Annotated in this window: 25 protein-coding genes; 13 read left to right on the top strand and 12 right to left on the bottom strand. The window is 28.7% G+C overall.

The window, feature by feature from the left end; all coding sequences use genetic code 11:
• Positions 1-25 precede the first annotated feature (25 nt).
• The 13 genes from CSUB8523_RS05110 (at position 26) to CSUB8523_RS05050 (ending at position 5,942) form a co-directional block, all read left to right on the top strand.
• Positions 26-949 carry an AAA domain protein gene (locus tag CSUB8523_RS05110; protein ID WP_043019833.1) on the top strand — a complete coding sequence of 308 codons (924 nt, stop codon included), beginning with the start codon at positions 26-28 and terminating at the stop codon, positions 947-949.
• A gap of 2 nt (positions 950-951) precedes the next feature.
• A complete protein-coding gene (locus CSUB8523_RS05105) occupies positions 952-1,143 on the top strand; it encodes a sigma factor-like helix-turn-helix DNA-binding protein (RefSeq protein ID WP_043019832.1) in 192 nt (63 codons plus the stop codon).
• A complete protein-coding gene (locus CSUB8523_RS05100) occupies positions 1,140-1,325 on the top strand; it encodes a hypothetical protein (RefSeq protein ID WP_043019831.1) in 186 nt (61 codons plus the stop codon). Before CSUB8523_RS05105 ends, CSUB8523_RS05100 begins: the two co-directional genes overlap by 4 nt.
• Positions 1,326-1,380: 55 nt before the next feature.
• Positions 1,381-1,719, top strand: coding sequence for a DUF7768 domain-containing protein (locus CSUB8523_RS05095; RefSeq protein WP_039663964.1), 339 nt, complete (start codon positions 1,381-1,383; stop codon positions 1,717-1,719).
• 108 nt (positions 1,720-1,827) lie between these two features.
• Entirely contained in the window at positions 1,828-2,313 is a 486-nt protein-coding gene (locus CSUB8523_RS05090) for a host-nuclease inhibitor Gam family protein (protein WP_039663961.1), read from the top strand.
• Positions 2,310-2,510, top strand: a complete 201-nt coding sequence (locus CSUB8523_RS05085) for a hypothetical protein (RefSeq protein WP_043019830.1) — start codon at positions 2,310-2,312, stop codon at positions 2,508-2,510. Before CSUB8523_RS05090 ends, CSUB8523_RS05085 begins: the two co-directional genes overlap by 4 nt.
• Positions 2,511-2,563: 53 nt before the next feature.
• A complete protein-coding gene (locus tag CSUB8523_RS05080) occupies positions 2,564-2,830 on the top strand; it encodes a hypothetical protein (RefSeq protein ID WP_039663960.1) in 267 nt (88 codons plus the stop codon).
• 14 nt (positions 2,831-2,844) lie between these two features.
• Positions 2,845-3,090, top strand: coding sequence for a hypothetical protein (locus CSUB8523_RS05075; protein WP_043019829.1), 246 nt, complete (start codon positions 2,845-2,847; stop codon positions 3,088-3,090).
• A 57-nt stretch (positions 3,091-3,147) separates the two neighbouring features.
• A complete protein-coding gene (locus tag CSUB8523_RS10100) occupies positions 3,148-3,621 on the top strand; it encodes a hypothetical protein (RefSeq protein WP_043019828.1) in 474 nt (157 codons plus the stop codon).
• Positions 3,608-4,072, top strand: a complete 465-nt coding sequence (locus CSUB8523_RS05065; protein ID WP_043019827.1) for a phage protein GemA/Gp16 family protein — start codon at positions 3,608-3,610, stop codon at positions 4,070-4,072. Before CSUB8523_RS10100 ends, CSUB8523_RS05065 begins: the two co-directional genes overlap by 14 nt.
• 449 nt (positions 4,073-4,521) lie before the next feature.
• Positions 4,522-4,806: a Mor transcription activator domain protein gene (locus CSUB8523_RS05060; protein WP_043019826.1), complete on the top strand. Its 285-nt coding sequence runs from the start codon at positions 4,522-4,524 to the stop codon at positions 4,804-4,806.
• A 112-nt stretch (positions 4,807-4,918) separates the two neighbouring features.
• Complete coding sequence (locus CSUB8523_RS05055) at positions 4,919-5,122, top strand: CJH_07325 family protein (protein ID WP_043019825.1); 204 nt, start codon at positions 4,919-4,921, stop codon at positions 5,120-5,122.
• A complete protein-coding gene (locus CSUB8523_RS05050; RefSeq protein ID WP_043019824.1) occupies positions 5,094-5,942 on the top strand; it encodes a hypothetical protein in 849 nt (282 codons plus the stop codon). The genes CSUB8523_RS05055 and CSUB8523_RS05050 overlap by 29 nt, the downstream gene beginning before the upstream one ends.
• Here CSUB8523_RS05050 and CSUB8523_RS05045 read toward each other — a convergent pair.
• From CSUB8523_RS05045 to CSUB8523_RS04990, 12 genes are all read right to left on the bottom strand, one after another.
• Positions 5,925-6,902, bottom strand: coding sequence for a phage late control D family protein (locus tag CSUB8523_RS05045; RefSeq protein WP_043019823.1), 978 nt, complete (start codon positions 6,900-6,902; stop codon positions 5,925-5,927). The two genes, CSUB8523_RS05050 and CSUB8523_RS05045, sit on opposite strands and share 18 nt — an antisense overlap.
• Complete coding sequence (locus CSUB8523_RS05040; RefSeq protein WP_039663936.1) at positions 6,896-7,087, bottom strand: phage tail protein X; 192 nt, start codon at positions 7,085-7,087, stop codon at positions 6,896-6,898. Before CSUB8523_RS05040 ends, CSUB8523_RS05045 begins: the two co-directional genes overlap by 7 nt.
• On the bottom strand, positions 7,080-7,454 hold the full coding sequence (locus tag CSUB8523_RS05035; protein WP_039663934.1) for a phage tail protein: 375 nt from the start codon (positions 7,452-7,454) through the stop codon (positions 7,080-7,082). Before CSUB8523_RS05035 ends, CSUB8523_RS05040 begins: the two co-directional genes overlap by 8 nt.
• A gap of 135 nt (positions 7,455-7,589) precedes the next feature.
• Positions 7,590-8,828 (bottom strand): phage head morphogenesis protein, encoded by a 1,239-nt coding sequence (locus CSUB8523_RS05030; RefSeq protein WP_043019822.1) that lies wholly within the window; start codon positions 8,826-8,828, stop codon positions 7,590-7,592.
• Position 8,829: 1 nt separating this feature from the next.
• Complete coding sequence (locus CSUB8523_RS05025) at positions 8,830-10,188, bottom strand: Mu-like prophage protein gp29 (RefSeq protein WP_043019821.1); 1,359 nt, start codon at positions 10,186-10,188, stop codon at positions 8,830-8,832.
• A gap of 9 nt (positions 10,189-10,197) precedes the next feature.
• On the bottom strand, positions 10,198-11,868 hold the full coding sequence (gene terL, locus CSUB8523_RS05020) for a phage terminase large subunit (RefSeq protein WP_043019820.1): 1,671 nt from the start codon (positions 11,866-11,868) through the stop codon (positions 10,198-10,200).
• Complete coding sequence (locus CSUB8523_RS05015; RefSeq protein ID WP_039663924.1) at positions 11,868-12,350, bottom strand: DUF1804 family protein; 483 nt, start codon at positions 12,348-12,350, stop codon at positions 11,868-11,870. Before CSUB8523_RS05015 ends, terL begins: the two co-directional genes overlap by 1 nt.
• Entirely contained in the window at positions 12,343-12,801 is a 459-nt protein-coding gene (locus CSUB8523_RS05010; protein ID WP_043019819.1) for a phage protein Gp36 family protein, read from the bottom strand. Before CSUB8523_RS05010 ends, CSUB8523_RS05015 begins: the two co-directional genes overlap by 8 nt.
• 115 nt (positions 12,802-12,916) lie before the next feature.
• Positions 12,917-13,894 carry a major capsid protein gene (locus CSUB8523_RS05005; protein ID WP_043019818.1) on the bottom strand — a complete coding sequence of 326 codons (978 nt, stop codon included), beginning with the start codon at positions 13,892-13,894 and terminating at the stop codon, positions 12,917-12,919.
• A gap of 2 nt (positions 13,895-13,896) precedes the next feature.
• On the bottom strand, positions 13,897-14,409 hold the full coding sequence (locus CSUB8523_RS05000) for a hypothetical protein (protein ID WP_043019817.1): 513 nt from the start codon (positions 14,407-14,409) through the stop codon (positions 13,897-13,899).
• Between the two features lie 2 nt (positions 14,410-14,411).
• Complete coding sequence (locus tag CSUB8523_RS04995) at positions 14,412-15,233, bottom strand: Mu-like prophage protein (RefSeq protein WP_043019816.1); 822 nt, start codon at positions 15,231-15,233, stop codon at positions 14,412-14,414.
• Between the two features lies 1 nt (position 15,234).
• On the bottom strand, positions 15,235-15,669 hold the full coding sequence (locus tag CSUB8523_RS04990) for a hypothetical protein (RefSeq protein WP_043019815.1): 435 nt from the start codon (positions 15,667-15,669) through the stop codon (positions 15,235-15,237).
• Positions 15,670-15,700 lie beyond the last annotated feature (31 nt).

Below are 15,700 nucleotides of genomic sequence, written 5' to 3'. Positions count from 1 at the left end.
TTAGCAAAAAACAAAAGGATGAAAAATGGATTTAGCCCAACAAACAAAGAGATTTTTAAATACACAAAACATCTCTCAAAACAACTTAGCTGATCGCTTAGGTATTAATAAAAGCTATATGGTTGGATACATGAAAGAAGGTAGTGCTTATAAATATGCTACTAAAGTAGAACCATTGCTTGAAAAGTATATAAAAAGCTTCGTAGAAGAAAAGAGCATTAAAGAACTACAAACACCTTTTATAGTTACAAAAGATGTAAAAGCAATTAATGTAACTATAGAAAATGCTATGTGTAATCGTGAAATGGGGGTTATCATAGGCGAAGCAGGAACTGGTAAAAGCCGAGCTATTAAAGAATATGCTAATAAAAATGGCACAAGGGTAGTTTTGTTTGAAGCTACTACTGAAACTAGCAAAAGAATGCTTTTAAGCGGTCTTGAAAACAAACTTAATGTGTGTTTTAAAGGCTCACTTGATGATAAGATTAGAGGCATAGCTAGTGAGTTATCAAGAACTTCAAAAGTTTTAATTATAGATGAGAGCGAACACTTACCTTTTAGAGCACTTGAGTGCTTAAGACGCATATATGATTTTTCAAACACTGCTTTGATTTTAGTAGGAACTAAAAAACTTAAAAACAATCTTACAGGTGTTGGTAGAAATGATTATAACGAATATGGACAGCTTAGCTCTAGAATTGGTGCAAAATGGGAGTTAAAAGGACTTTGCTATCAAAACAAAGAGGGCTTAAAAAATGATGATTTAAAAGCTCTTTGTGATTATTTTTCCTTAGTAGATAAAAAAGCAATAGATTTGGTTTTTAATCTAGCTAGAGGTAATTTTAGAAAAAGCGAAAAGCTTTTAAAAAGAGCTAGTGATTTTGCTGATGGTAAAAGTATAGAAATAAAGCATATTGAAGCTGCAGCTGGATATTTACTATTAGGTTAAGAATGAATTTTGAAGAAATAGCTAGGGAATTAAATATCTCAAGAGTTAGAGTTGGACAAATATATAAATCTGCCTTAAAAAAGCTAGCTCATCCAAAAAACAAAGAAAAATGGAGAGAGATTATGGATGCCTTAGAAGCTTTAGAAGAGCAAAGAGTAAAAAAAGAAAATTTAATGCAAGGAGAAAGAAAATGAGAAGAATGATTAGAGGTGAAAGAGCTGATTATAGCACTTCTTTGTATGTGGTAAAAGGAATAAATATTATTTACAAAGAAAGCGGTGAGTTTATAGATATTTTAAAAGGAATCTATCCTGATCATATTGCCTTAAAAATAATCAATCATGAAAAAAGCAAAAAGCTTAACAAAGGTGCTTAATTAAAGCACTTTGATTAAGTTTTTTAAAACTTAAATTTATTAGAAAGGAAAATTCATGGCAATAGTTTATATAGCTTCCCCTTATAAAGCTTTAGCTGTAAGAGAAAGTCAAAGAAAAGCGTGGGCTATTAGCATAGCAACGCAAGAATGCTTAAAAATCATGCGTGAATGTGAAGGCTTTACACCTGTTTCACCTATTTTACAATTTAGCTATTTAGATGAAGAAAAACACAGAGAAATAGCTTTAAAAATGGGATTAGAGCTTTTAAAAGCAAGTGATTATATTTATATGAGTACTCATGAAGATGCTAAGTATTCACAAGGTATGCAAGAAGAATTAGCATTAGCTAAAAAGCTTGGCATTAAAGAATTAACATTGGATTTGCCCTTATAAAAAGGGCTTGAGAATAGTTAGAAAAAGAATTAAACACGCGATACTTTTAAGGTATGGTGTAGTTCTTTGGGATTACCAAATTAAAAAATACAATTTAAAGGAGAACAAATGGAAATAAAAAGTTTTGAAGATGTCAATTTAGCACTTAAAAAAATAGCTGAACTTAGTGTAAAGATAGAAAAGATTAATGGTGATGTAACTTTAGCTTGTAATGAGATTAAAGAAGCTCATGCGGGTAAAATTAAAGTTTTAAACGATGAGCTTAAATATATGGAACAATGTATTAGCACCTTTTGTGAAAACAACAAGCATGAATTTGCTGAAAAAAGATCTAAAGAATTTACCTTTGGAAAAATTGGTTATCGAATAAGCGAGAGTGTGCCTTTACCAAGAGTAAAAGAAAAGCTAGAAGCTCTTGTAAAAGCTTTTAAAAGTTATGGGCTTAATGAATGTATTAGCTACAAAGAAGAGCTTAATAAAGATGCTATTGTAGGGCTTGAAGATAGTACTTTAGTAAAGCTTGGTCTTAAAAGGGTGGTAAAAGATAATTTTAGAATAGAACCTCGTATTGAAAGTTTGGAGATTGAAAAATGAAAAAACTTTCTTTAGTGGCTTTTGGACTTTTAAATAGTGTTTTTAAAGCAAAAACAGCTCATTTTAATGGCTTTTTAGCCATTAATTCTAAAAACAAACCCAAACTAAAAAAACAAAGATTTAAAAGAAAAAAAGAGAATGAGTGCAAAGCAAAAAAATTAGATTTAAAAAAAGAAAAATTTAACAAAGTCCATTGATTTAATGGGCTTGATTAAGTTTTTAAAACTTAAATTAAAACAAAAGGATGAGAATGTATGTAAATGTAAGTGTAGATGCAGATGATCTAGAATGTGTTAGTGTGGATGATGTTGTTGAGTTGTTTGATACTTTGGACAATGAAGAACAAGAATTATTTTTTAAAAGAATTGGTAGAGATACATGTATTATAAAAAAAATAAGAGATTTGTTTTATGAATTAAACAATAATGAAGCAGTAGAGCTTTTAAATGAGTTAAATAGCAATTTCAAAAGCGATAAAGAATGGCAAGAAATAGTTAAAAATATAAATGAAGATTAATATAGGAGGGTAAAATGGATATAAAAGGTATTGTTTTTAATGAGTGGTATATTTTGTTTATAGTTCTTTTTATAATAGCTTTGGTTTTAAATTATCACTATAGTAAAAAGCAAAAAGAGCTTTTGATGTTAAACTTACAAGCATTAGAATTAAATTTACAACTACAAGAAGAAAGCATTAAGCGATTAGAAATTCAACAACAAGAATTAAAACTTCTTATAGATATATACAAGGATAATTTAGTAAAAATCAAAATATAAGAATTTAACAAAGCCCATTAAATCAATGGGTTTGATTAAGTTTTTAAAGGATGGTTTGTGAAATTTCTTACTTCAAAGTCTTTTAATGATGAAAGTGTGTTTTTTATAAAATTAAGAGCTTATCAAGCCTTACAAAATATGTCTATAAAAAGTTTAGAAAAATTTTTAATACAAAAATTCTTTAAACAGGCTGTGATAAAAAATAAAATTTTGGTTTTTTATTTTACAAATACCACTGCTTTAATGGAATTTAACGCAAAAAAAGAATTGATAAAAGCTCAATTAAGGATTATTTACAAACAAAATTTTGAACTTTTTTATAAGAATTATATGCTTATCTTTAAGGATATAAAAGCACAGCTTTTAATTTTAAAAAACACACAAGAAAAAGAAGTTTTTAAAAAAGAAATCTTTATTGAAAAAAGCACGGGAAACTTTCATATTCACGATAATGTTTTAAAAGAAAAATTTTTAGAACTTCAAATTATTATAAAAAACAATATTAAAAAGGATTTGAATGCAAAATCTTAAAAAACAACTTATAAAAATAATTCATACCCTAAGAAAAGACGCTCATTTAAGCGATGATGAAAGCTATCGCTGGGTATTAAACGAAAGATATGGTAAAAGCTCATCCAAAGATTTAAGCATTGAGGAACTTAGAGATTTTGCTATAGCTTTGTGGTATGATGAAAAGTTTTTAAAAAATACTAAAAAAGCAAGATATTTTAAAAATGAAAATACCAAAAGTGGAAGGGCTACAAAAAAACAGCTTAATATGATACAAGCTATTTGGAGTAAAAATGCTAAAAATCCTACACAATGGGCTTTAAGAGAATTTATTAATAATATCATTAAAAAGCGACCTTTGCATCTTTGGTATTTAAGTATAGAAGATGCTAATAAAGTCATTTTAGGGCTTAAAAATTTAGAAAAACAACAGCACAACATTCAGCTAAGCGAAGCTAAACTTAAAGAATGATTTATTTTGATGAAAGCTCTCTTATCTTAGCTTTTAATAACTAAGATAAGAGTGATTAATGTTATCATAAAGATAACAATTTTATCCATCTTAATATCCATTTTAGTATCCTTTTTAAATAAAATTACCAAATTATATTTAAAAGGAAAATTTCTTACATAAAAGCTTCTTTAAACTTTTTCATTTTTATATAGTTTAAGATTTTTTTTATCTTTTTTTTACTTTAGTTTGTGATTAAATAAATTGATTACTTATTAGACTTTTCTCTTATAATTCTTTTTTGCTTTCATTAAAATTATTACTAGCTAATAAAGATAAAGATGAGAATAATAGAATAGATAAGAGTTTTTTCATTGTTTTTCCTTTATGTAAAAATGCAATTATAATCTCAATTTACCAAATTTTATTTTTTTAGATAAAATTTTAAAAATCTTTATTTAAGGCTTAATGTGCTCTCTAATAGTGAATATTTTGATTATTTTATTGATTTTGTGAAAAATAATGATAAGCGTGAGATTTTAAAAGAATTTGGTGGTGGAAATATTTATATCCCAAGCTATAAGACTTTAATGAGAGATGAAGAATTAAAACAAGATTTTAAAACACTTATAAAACAAGGTTTAACCACCAAAAATGCAAGTGTAGAATGTGCCAAAAAATATGATTTAAGCTTAAATGCTGTGTATTTAATCACTAAAGAATTAAGAGAAAATTTAGAGCCAAGCTTGTTTTAATTTTTAAGAAAACTTCAATTAAATTTGATATTTTTACTAAAATATGATAGCATTTAAACTTTAAAAACCTTTAAATTTGTCAAGGTTTTTCCATCTTGTCAAGGGAAATTAAATGGAAAAGTTAGTTAGAGATAGTTATGGAAAAGTTGGCTATATCAATACGCCTTACGAGAATACGGGTAGTACCTGCAATACTAGAGCAGAGCAAACCGATGATGCAACACTACATGACAAATTGCAAAATATCAGTGATATTTTAGATGAGTTATATATAGAATGTGAAATCAATGAGTTTTTCGAAAATAAGTTACGTTAAAAAACTTTTTTCTATATATGTGAAATATCTTCAAATTGATTTAACTAATTCACTTTTAAATAGTAATTCTTGCTATCGTAATATAGATATTATCATTATATTAAAAGATGTTTTTAATATGCTTTATCAGTCGGATGAAATATTAGAAAAAAAGAAAGACAAGATAGATAATTTATTGAAAGAAATTAGAAAATTAATAGAAGAGTACGACTCTCTTAAGGAAATCAAAAAGGCTGATCTAGATTTTCAAAAAATTGAAATATGTGATGATAAATTAATTGCTGATATTTTAGAAGATGAAGAGTTAATTGAATTAAATGCTCATTTTATGAAAGCAAATAGGATTTTTAGGAATTATTTTAATGGAAAATATATTGAAGAAAAGGTTCTAGAAAAATTTTCCAATAAATCACAAACATATGAGTGCTATTTATTTATACAACCTTTATTAGAGGCGAATAATGCATTGTCACATTTGGCTATTTATATATATAATAATGGTGAAAAAGAAAATGAGTTAAAAAATATTGACAAAGCAAAAAGTCACCTTTATAGAGGTGCAATTGACTATTATAAGATGTTTATTCGTTTTTCTATAGAAAAATCAAAAATAAATAAAGATAATATCTTTGCATCATTTTGTTCTATACGAAAACAAGAATTTTTGTCTTTAGGTAAAAATCTAATGGAAAAAGACATTAAACTTATTAACCCAGAGACTGGAAATGAAGAAATGAGATGTATTTTTGAAGCTTATAGAAAACTTTTTGTTGAAATTAAAAATGATTTGGATTTGCAAAAATCAGCTCTCAAACTCTAGCTTAATCACATAAGCTGAGTCATTAAAATTATGACTCACGCTTTTGATACTAAATTCATAATTATCCATATTAATATCTTTAATCTTAAGTTTACCACCAGCTCTTATCTCTCTTCCTATAAGCTCGCATCTTCCATTTACTCCACCTTTTTGAAGCTCATTTAGCTTGCTTTGTGCTTTTTTAAAAGCTTCATTATCGCTTTTTGGTTGTGATATGTGCATTTTATAAATATTTTCCCCACTTCCTACTTTTATACTTTTTATCTTTGCTTCATCTATATCTTGCCACTCTACTATCACAGCAGAGTATTCATTTCTACCACTTTCTGAAATTTCTAATGAGCTACATTCACATAAGGCTATCTCAAAACAAGGTAATTTTTCATTTTTACTTGTAATGTTTGCAGCATTATCTCCTATTTTTCCATCTTTTGGTGTTATGATTAAGGTATTTTCTTTAATCATGCAAATAAATCCATATTCAAAACAAATCTTATATAAAAATTCTAAGTTGTTTTGATTGTTTTGTAATATGCTTACGATATTTTGATCCTCTCCACTTGTTTTTATCTTTAAACTATTTTCACTCGCTAATTTACTTGCTATAGTAAAAAGTGTGGTATTTTCAAAGCTTCTTGTTTTTTTATCTTTTATGTTTGTGTTATTTTTTCCACTAAAATTAACAGCACTAGCCCTTACTTCTGTAGTATTTAAAGTGTAATTTTTGCTCACAACATTTACATTAAAAGTTCCACATTTAAAAAGCTTTTCAAAACCAAGCCAAAGTTCTAAACTATCCCCAAACAATGGTTTAGAGTAAAGCCCAAAAAAGCTTAAGCTAATCTCATCGCTTTCACTACCTTCTTTATCTTCATAAGAAATACTGATAATATTTTTAGAAAGCTTTTGTGTAACATCTTTTCCTTTTGCAACAAGTTTAAATCTTGGTTTTCTTACCATAAGGCTTTTTCCTTATCCTCTTTGATTTCAAGTTGCGGTAGAATAATCTTATCTCCTGCTTTTAAAATAGGTTCTAATTTTGGATTAGCTATTAATACCTGCTCAAAACATCGTAAATTTTTATAATGTTTATAAACTATACTATCAAGCCTTTCATTATTTTTAGCTATATAAATCTTATTCATCAAAGTCCCTTTCTAAATCCATACTAAAGCTTTGTGCTACAAAGCCACTTCCATCTACAAATGCACTTCTATTTTCATTTAAAGCTAAAATCACAAACTTACCATAATACTTTCCATTAGCTCCTATTAAAATATAAGATTTTTGTTCTTTTGCCATATTCTCAAGTTTATCTAAGTAGGTGTTTCTATCCCCTTTTAAAGGTAAGGTTTTGCCTTGTATTTTAATCTTTTCACTTTCTTTAGAACTTGCAAATAAAGCATTATGATTATTAAGTCTATTTTGACTTTGTATGTTATATTCTAAGCTTCTTTCTAAATTATCAAAATTTAAAGCTTTAAACTCAAATTCTCCTAAAGCTAAAACCATTTAAACTCCTTTTTAGTTTTGCAAAGCTAAAATTATTTTAATTAGATAAGGTTGATGATCGCAATGTAGTAGTCGATAGGTGCTCATCAACATGGATGAGATCGGACCTGTATTGTAGGTGCAACTCCTACCGCCTTATCTGATTTTAATTAACTCTTGTTGCTTTTTATTATCTTCTTCCACTTTTCCAAGCGTAATAACTGCATTGCTTTTTCCAAATTTTTTTAGTTTGTAATCAGGTCTTATAATGATTTTATTCACTTTTTTACTATTTTTTATATCATCAAAAAAATAAACCAAACTTTCTTCTTTCTTATCCCAATAAACCTCTTTTGCTTCATCTAAAACCTTAACAATTTGCTTGATTTCATCCACACTTAAGGCTTGATTGTAGTTTGCTTTTCTTTTAGGACTTGCGTGTAAAAGATTGTTTTTGCTAAGTGTAAAGTATAAATCCTCTAAGTCTTTTTTGTTAAGCTTTTCTAAAAATTCCTTAGTGCTTTTATCCATTTTACCCACTTGAATGAAATTAATAGGATATTTTTGATTGTCATTAACAATAATTTCATCTACCATTTCATCTAAACTTTTTTGCCAAGTATAGAGTTCTTTTTCGTGAGTAAAACTCTTAGCTTCTTTTGTTTTTTTGGCTGCAGTACTTAGCATGTTAAGTTTTATGAAATTTTGAATTACTTCGGTGTTTTTTTGCTTATAAAGCTCATCTAAAAGCTCTTCATCATTTAAACCATTAAAATTGCTTTCTTTGGCACTTGATGGTGGTGTTTTTAAGCCTTTAACTTCATTCTCTCCTAGTGCTAAAACATAACATCTACAACCATAATCATGCATGCTTACATGTGGATAGTGCGTATCCCAAAAAGGATCATCTTTAGGTAAAACTATGCCATCAAATGCTCTATGCTTATCTCTAACATGCGAATCTTGTTTTGTGCGGTATTTAAGATAAGGCTTAGTGCTTTTCATTTGATTTTCATAGATAGCTTTGGCTTTAGCTTTTCTTGAGTTTTCTTCAAAAATCTTTTTTAATCTTGCACTATTAAAATTGGTTTTTTTAATTTCACCTGTTTTTCTATCTATAATTTCTTTTGAACCCCACCAACCCTTAGCTTTTAATTTTTCTTCAGCAATCTTACTCCAAGTACCAAATTTATCTCCATTTTTTATAGCATTTACTAAAGAATCTTGTATATCTTTCAATAAGCTTTCATCTATAAGCTTGGCAATAGTAAAAACTTTTTTATGAGAAGAATGTGAAAGCTCATCATAATCAAAGTTAACTTGTGGCTTTTTATTTTTTAAAAATAAAACAGCTTCACTTGGTTCTTGGAAAAAACCTATTTTAGCGTTTAGCATTTTAATCCTCCAAATATCCCAAGATATTAGAATTAACTAAAGACATATAAAGATATTTTTCAAAATCAGCTTGCTTTAGACTAGAAAAACTCCCTTGAAGTTTTTCAAATACTTCATCATAATTTTTGCTTTCTTTAATAGTTTTTTCAAATTGTTCTTTGAAAAATTTTGCCATAGCCTCATCAACTTGTAAATATTCTTTTTGTTCTAAAGCTTTATCTATAAAATCTTCTTCAAAATCTTCTTTTAAAGTTGCTTTGTTTTCAAAAATTTCTTTATCTTTATCATTAGTTGTTAAAATTTCTTTAACAAGCTTTCCATCTACATTATAGGTTCTTTTAATATATTCTTCATCAAAACAAAAACCCATATTAAAAAGTTTTAAATCCCTTTCGCAAAGCTCATTTTTTGGCTCTGCTTCATTAAAAAATTGCACAAAAAGCTCATCTTTAAAATTATTGATTTCTTTGAAAAACTTAATTGCACGATTTAAAATAAAAAGAACGATTTGTCCATCTTGAGTAGCTAAGTCTTTTCTTATTTGATTATGAGACTCTGCAGCTGCTAAAGAGCCACCACTTACTTGAGAACTTAAATTAGCTCCTAAAACCACACTTCTTATTTGATTATCAAGATAATCTATTATTTCATTGTAATTTGCCTTAGCTGTTGGCTGAATTAAATCAAGTTCTTCTTCTTTATCAATAACGGCACTATCGCCATTTAACATTTGATGGATTTCATTAGCAAGTGCATCAGGATCACTATCGGTTTTCGCAACAGCCCAAGGAGAGCCAAACCTTTCTAAAAATTCCATCCAAAACTTTAAACTTGCATTTTTAAGTTTTACTGGAAAATAAAGTTTAGTTAGCAAAGCATCTCCATTTTTAAATAAGAAATTAGATCCAAAAAGCCCATAAATTGCTTTTTTATCTTCGATAATTTCATCATATCCATTACCATTATAAATTAATTCATCATTTTCATTAAAGCCAAAATTTCTAAAATCTCTTTGCTTTAAAATAGGATAGTAAAAACCATCTTTTAATTTGTAATTAACCTCAAAAATATTAAACCCATAAAGATAGGTTTCTAAGATTTGACCTATTAAATCAGGATTGAAAAAATCCTCAAAACTTTCTTTTATTTTTTCATTTCCACAAACGATTTGGAGCTCTTTTGCTAAAATCACACTTCTGCGTGATTGATGAGCTTGAGTAAAGCTTAGATCTTTAAAAATCATTCTTTGATCGTTTTCGCTGATTTTAAACACATTTATATAGCTTGAGTTTATAAGAGTGTTGATAAGACTATTATTTTTTAATATCACTTCTCTTTTGCTTTTTGTTTCTTTTTTCATATTTTTCCTTTAAAGATGCCTTACTCTTTGCACAGAGCTAAAATGATGTTTTCTTCTTTTAATGCTTGATTTTGTTCTTGCTAATAAAAAAGCTCCTGCTAAGCTATCAGGCGCATCATCATTTTTACCCTCTGGAAATTCTAAAAGCTGATTTATGAGCATAGTTTGGCTTTTATGTAAAAAAAGTTCTTCATTTTCAAAGGCAAGGCTTAAGCTTTCAATGCGTTCAAACTTACTAGTACTGTTATTTTTACCTCTTAATGGTAAGAACACTCCGCTCTCTAAACTTTTTTCTTGTATCCATTTTTTTAAGAAAAATTGACCACCATTAGTTTCAATTTCAATTAAACGGCACTTATAAATTTTTTGTAGGTTAAAAATAGTTTTTATAATACTTTGTGCTTTTAAAATTTTAACAATGCTTTCTATTACATAAAAGCCCTTTGTAGCTTTACCAATAACTGTAATTGCTGTATAATCGCTTTTTGCTTTCTCTCCTGCTGGATCGATATACATGTAATATTGGCTAATGGGCGGCAAGTGATTATAAAAATTAATTGCTTCAAGATTAAATATTTGATTTTCGCTTCTTGGATTATTAAGCTGCTCTTTATTGAAAGCTTTTAGATTTTCAGCTCTTAATTTCATTAAATCTTCTAAGCTTTTAGCCTCGCTCCAAAGAACTTTAGCGCCTTTATCCATTAAGGTTTTATTTTTTAGGTAAAAATTATGAGCGCTTTTAAAATCACTATTTCTATAAAGTGTAGCATACTCATCCCATAAATCAAGTCTTTGTGGAAATTCTTCAATAGAACGAAATACTTTTGGATTCCAAAAACCAAGTTTTAGCTTTCTTGCTAGAACGCTATCGTTATGTAAAATTGTACCAATATAAAGCACATCAAGCTTTCCATCAGCACTTCCTAGGTTTAAAACCGCTTCATCTACCCAATCTTCTAATTTATCTCTTTGATCTTTACTTCTAACATTGGTGTCATTTTCTAAATCATCCAAAATAACTAAATCAGGTCTTTTGACCCCATATCTAACCCCACGAAGTCTTTTTCCACTACCAAAGGCTTTAACCTTAACACCGTTATTACTAACAAATTCTCCAACACGCCAAGTTTTACCAATTCCTACAACATCAGGAAAGTCAAGCTTTAAATGTGGATTATCTTCAAGTTCTGCTTTTATAGCTTCAAGCATTCCTTCCATAAGTTCGACTGCATCTGAAATTTCTACTATAAAGCTTTTATAGTTAAAAACTAAACACCATAAAGGAAAGAGTTGTGAGGTGTAAGTTGATTTACCATGGGCTCTTGGGGCAGCTATAGCATGTTTTTCTCCTTTACTGTCTTTTTTAAGAGCCAATTTTTCAAAAATTTTATTTAAATGCAAATGTAAAGCACACTCACCTTTGATGGTAAAATAATGTGGAAAGTAAGTTCTTGCAAAATAATCAAAATCCACACTTGCTTTTTTAATTCTCTCTTCTTTTAGATTAGGGTTTAAATGGCTCTCATGTAAAAATTGAGTTTTTAATTCATTTTTAAGAGTATCCATCCATTCTAAAAAGTCTTTTCTTTGCATGGCACCTTTTAGCTCATTTGGAGTATTCTCGTGTTTTAGCTCATTTGAGATTAAAAACTCATCCAATTCTTCTTTGGTAAAAAGCATTACTCATCCATTGCTAAGATTTCTTTTTCTATCACGCCACTTTCTAAAAGCAATACTAATTTGCTCACACAATCTTTATCGTTTTTCAAATGGCTTATTATGATTTCAACTACTTTTTTAGCGACATTTAAACGATAAGTACTTGGATCTTCAAGTCTTGCTACTTTTCTCATTTTTGAAAAACTATCGCCTATTCTTGCGATAGCTTCAGTTTTTTTCTCAGCATTCATTTTTTCATCAGAATTGATATTTTCAATCGCACGAAACATTTGATCTGTAAAGCTTTCATATAAAGATGCACTTTCCTTATCTTTAATTTTTGAAGTTAAAAGACTAGTTTTAACCTTATCCCAATCTCCATCTTTAGCTTTATAATTTCTAATTGTTTTTTCATTGCGGTTTAAAATTTTTGCAATTTTAAAAATATCAAAACCTGCAATGTATAGTTCTTTTGCAAGCTCTTTGATCTCATTGCTAGCCATTTATACTCCTTAAATCCATTCTTCTTCTTTTGTGTTTAAACGCCCTAGCTTTGTTTTGTGGAATAAAATCATCTTCATCAATTTCAGTTGGAATTTTTTTATTAGCCATTTTTAAAAGCAAATCATTTGCCCATTCTATAATTTCATTCAAACTTTCCTTTGGAAAATCATTACGGCGTTTTAGCTCCATAATTGTAAGCTTTACACAAATATCTTTTAAAAGAGGAGTTGGTTTATTAGGTATCTTTATAAAACTTGCAATATAACTTTGTGCATCATTAATGGCATCATCAATTACTTCTTTATCACAAACTCCATCAGCGTTTAAATCGCTAAGCTCTGCTATGGCATGAACGCTTAACTCTTTTATCAAATCTTTTTCATCTATTATAGAAAGATGCATTTTAGTTTCTGTGATAAGTTCTTCTTTTAAAGTGTCTTGATAATTCATTTTAAAAACCTTTTTTTAATATGGTTAAAATATGGTTAAAATCGTTTAAAATAATTTTCCAATATCTTTTTAGCTTTAAAAGCATTTTTTGCTTTTAAAGCTAAAATTGTGCGTTTTATTCTAAAACAAGCTTAATAAGCCCATTTGGTCTGGTGCAAACTGGCATAGCTCTCATTTCGCCTACGATTTCAATTCCAGCACCGCGAGGTAAAATTTCAGGTTTTGAAACAAACATTAAACTTGGTGCTTTTCCTAAAGCATCAGTATGGTTTGCTCTTGTATAATAAATACGATTAGAATTATCCTTTGGTACAACCATACCCTCAGTGCCTTTTAAAAATTCAACGCTTTTTCCATTTGTATTTTTATATTTTGCACTATAGCGGCGATATTTAGCCCCATATAAAATTAAGGACTTATCTTTATCATCCCTAATTGCAAGATGATTTTTATAAAGATCTTCGCTTAAGGCTAAATTAGAAATAGCCGCAAAAAGTTCATTTCCACAAAGCACTTCATAATCAGTACTTGTTCCAAATTCATCAATAATTGCCGTATCAATTGAATCACAAACACTGCCTAAAGTCACACTCCCGTCTTTTTTAACGCTAACAACTTTCTTGCTTGTGCTGCCAAAGTCAAAAAGCACATTTCCTTTGCCATCTAAAATCTTGCCAAATAAAGCACCGTTTGCCATATATTCAAGTGTAGTGTTAAAGCTTTCTTTCATTTCTTTAACCAAAACCCCAAGAGCCCCACTTAAGCTTTTAGCCTGAGCTTCTTGCAAAGCCAAAGACCTTAAAGAATTAATCTCACTTGCACTGATTCTTTTTGCTAATGCAAAGCGTGGTAAAGGTATATTTAAAATAAAAGCATCTTTGGTATTTTCTAAAGAATGTTCCCCATTATCTGAAATGCTATTTAACACAATTCCAGCACCTTTTATAATTTCAACTCTTACGGTGCTCTCAAGGCTTGGTATTTTATCCTTAAAAAAAGTATCGCTTACAAAGCGAGGTGAAGCTTTAGTTTGATTGATAACTTCAGTTACTTTTGTGCTTGAAAAAAGTTCCAAAAGTTGCTCTAAATCCATTTTTACTCCTTATTATTGATAATTAAATTTTGCATAAAAGCTTTTTTAAGTGCACTTGCATGAACACCTTTTAAATTGATTTCTCCTGCTAATAAAACCCCATAAACTCCAGAGCTTAGAGCGTGATCTTTAAGCATTGCTAATTTAATATTTTCTTTTGCACTAATATCTTCATCTGGACATTTTTTAAAGCTTTCTCCAAAATCTTCGCTGATTAAAAGCGTTCCAAGAGCCAAGCTTTCATTAGTTTCAAGTTCAACTTTTGCATTGATTGAAAGTAAATCTTTATTGATAAAACTTTCAAGGCTTTTTGGCATAGCAATTAAAGGATCATTACTTAAACTTTTTGGTGTGACCTTTGATGGCATTTCTTCTCCTTTTTCGTTTATTAGTTCCTTAGCGGTTTCATTTTCACTCACAGCCTCTTCATTGCTTGAACTCTCATCTTCTAAAGACAAAGTTTCAGGCAAGTCTTCATTTTCTAACTTTTTAGTTTCTTTTTTAGCTCTAGCCATTTTTAATCTCCTAACATCATTTTTACAACATCAAGCTCACTAGTTTTTGCTGTGTTTTTGTTTGCAAAAAGATTATTTTTTGGAATTTGTGCGTTAGCTTGGGTATTATTAGTATTTAAAAAACTTTTAAAGCCCTCTAAATCTTTACAAGCATAAGTTAATGCCCATTCTTTTTGACAATTCGCAATTTTGCCAGTGCTTAAAGCATTATCAACTAAAGAACTCGCCAAGTTTTTAACGCTTTCTTCGTTTTGTTTTTTTAAGTCCTCATTTTCTTTTTTCAGTAAGTTGCTCTCATCTTTTAAAGCTATAATTTGAGATTCTAACTCTTTAATTTTTTCATCCATTCTCTCTCCTTTGTTTTGATGAATATTGTTTTTGTTTGCAATGAGTTCTCCTAGCTCATCAATAAATGGCGTATTTGTTAGTGCGACTGAGTGAAGCTTAGCTCTTACTAGTTCTCCACTTTTATTGTCTTTTGCATTAAATTCAAACACAGGGGATAAATAGCGGTATTGCTTATTTGATATATATTTTTTAGCTTCTTCGTTAAATTCAGCCTTAGCCATTAAGGCATCATTTTCTAAGTAAAGCTCTTTAATCCAACCTGCAGCTGGAGCTTTTTTATTTTTCAAACTTTGGTGCTCATAATCAATAACCAAATCAATCTTTTTTTGATTAAAATTATTAATCATAGATTCTAAATCTTTATCATCCACCTTAAATCTACCATTATTATGTCCTTTCCACTCACCCTTGATTGCTACTTTTATAGGCTTATCACTGCTTACTTCAACTAAATTTTCTTTATTTATAAAAAGCACTTTAAATCCTTAAAAAATCATTTTTTGGCAAAAAACAACTTTGCAAAGTTCTTGCATAAATACTTAAATAACCATGATCACTAACTCCTTCATAAATCTTTTTAAGATCTTTTAACTCTACTCTAAAGCCATTATTAAGTTCTGCATTTAAAAGCACCTTATCAACGCTTTCTATAGTGTCAAATAATTTATGTTTTGCATCTATTCTATGTTTGGATGTTTTTGATTTAGTGTGAGTTAAAATATAAAGTTTCCAAGTGCCTATTTTATTTTCTAAATCTTTATAGCTTTCTCCTTCAAAATCAAGCAAAAGCGAAGCTTCTAAACCATTGATGCAAGTTGCTATATTTTGAGTGTTTTCAAATTCCCCTAAATATGCTCTGATATTAAAATCTTCAAGTAATTTTAAAAGCTCAACTTCAAATTCTTTAAGCATTTGTTTCCTTATAAAAAATTGATGGCATTTT

The organism is Campylobacter subantarcticus LMG 24377 (assembly GCF_000816305.1).
GTDB classification, from domain to species: domain Bacteria; phylum Campylobacterota; class Campylobacteria; order Campylobacterales; family Campylobacteraceae; genus Campylobacter_D; species Campylobacter_D subantarcticus.
This window is presented reverse-complemented; position numbering and strand designations above follow the sequence as displayed.

Coding starts and splice junctions, on each gene's coding strand:
- terL (WP_043019820.1), bottom strand. CDS start 11,868: ATGCTTTTTACCAAAGAAGAATTGGATGAGTTTTTAATCTCAAATGAG.
- CSUB8523_RS05025 (WP_043019821.1), bottom strand. CDS start 10,188: ATGAAAAAAGAAACAAAAAGCAAAAGAGAAGTGATATTAAAAAATAAT.
- CSUB8523_RS05055 (WP_043019825.1), top strand. CDS start 4,919: ATGGAAAAGTTAGTTAGAGATAGTTATGGAAAAGTTGGCTATATCAAT.
- CSUB8523_RS05100 (WP_043019831.1), top strand. CDS start 1,140: ATGAGAAGAATGATTAGAGGTGAAAGAGCTGATTATAGCACTTCTTTG.
- CSUB8523_RS05040 (WP_039663936.1), bottom strand. CDS start 7,087: ATGAATAAGATTTATATAGCTAAAAATAATGAAAGGCTTGATAGTATA.
- CSUB8523_RS05000 (WP_043019817.1), bottom strand. CDS start 14,409: ATGGCTAGAGCTAAAAAAGAAACTAAAAAGTTAGAAAATGAAGACTTG.
- CSUB8523_RS05095 (WP_039663964.1), top strand. CDS start 1,381: ATGGCAATAGTTTATATAGCTTCCCCTTATAAAGCTTTAGCTGTAAGA.
- CSUB8523_RS05015 (WP_039663924.1), bottom strand. CDS start 12,350: ATGGCTAGCAATGAGATCAAAGAGCTTGCAAAAGAACTATACATTGCA.
- CSUB8523_RS05050 (WP_043019824.1), top strand. CDS start 5,094: ATGAGTTTTTCGAAAATAAGTTACGTTAAAAAACTTTTTTCTATATAT.
- CSUB8523_RS05005 (WP_043019818.1), bottom strand. CDS start 13,894: ATGGATTTAGAGCAACTTTTGGAACTTTTTTCAAGCACAAAAGTAACT.
- CSUB8523_RS05035 (WP_039663934.1), bottom strand. CDS start 7,454: ATGGTTTTAGCTTTAGGAGAATTTGAGTTTAAAGCTTTAAATTTTGAT.
- CSUB8523_RS05075 (WP_043019829.1), top strand. CDS start 2,845: ATGGATATAAAAGGTATTGTTTTTAATGAGTGGTATATTTTGTTTATA.
- CSUB8523_RS04990 (WP_043019815.1), bottom strand. CDS start 15,669: ATGCTTAAAGAATTTGAAGTTGAGCTTTTAAAATTACTTGAAGATTTT.
- CSUB8523_RS05110 (WP_043019833.1), top strand. CDS start 26: ATGGATTTAGCCCAACAAACAAAGAGATTTTTAAATACACAAAACATC.
- CSUB8523_RS05085 (WP_043019830.1), top strand. CDS start 2,310: ATGAAAAAACTTTCTTTAGTGGCTTTTGGACTTTTAAATAGTGTTTTT.
- CSUB8523_RS05065 (WP_043019827.1), top strand. CDS start 3,608: ATGCAAAATCTTAAAAAACAACTTATAAAAATAATTCATACCCTAAGA.
- CSUB8523_RS05045 (WP_043019823.1), bottom strand. CDS start 6,902: ATGGTAAGAAAACCAAGATTTAAACTTGTTGCAAAAGGAAAAGATGTT.
- CSUB8523_RS05105 (WP_043019832.1), top strand. CDS start 952: ATGAATTTTGAAGAAATAGCTAGGGAATTAAATATCTCAAGAGTTAGA.
- CSUB8523_RS05010 (WP_043019819.1), bottom strand. CDS start 12,801: ATGAATTATCAAGACACTTTAAAAGAAGAACTTATCACAGAAACTAAA.
- CSUB8523_RS05080 (WP_039663960.1), top strand. CDS start 2,564: ATGTATGTAAATGTAAGTGTAGATGCAGATGATCTAGAATGTGTTAGT.
- CSUB8523_RS05030 (WP_043019822.1), bottom strand. CDS start 8,828: ATGCTAAACGCTAAAATAGGTTTTTTCCAAGAACCAAGTGAAGCTGTT.
- CSUB8523_RS05090 (WP_039663961.1), top strand. CDS start 1,828: ATGGAAATAAAAAGTTTTGAAGATGTCAATTTAGCACTTAAAAAAATA.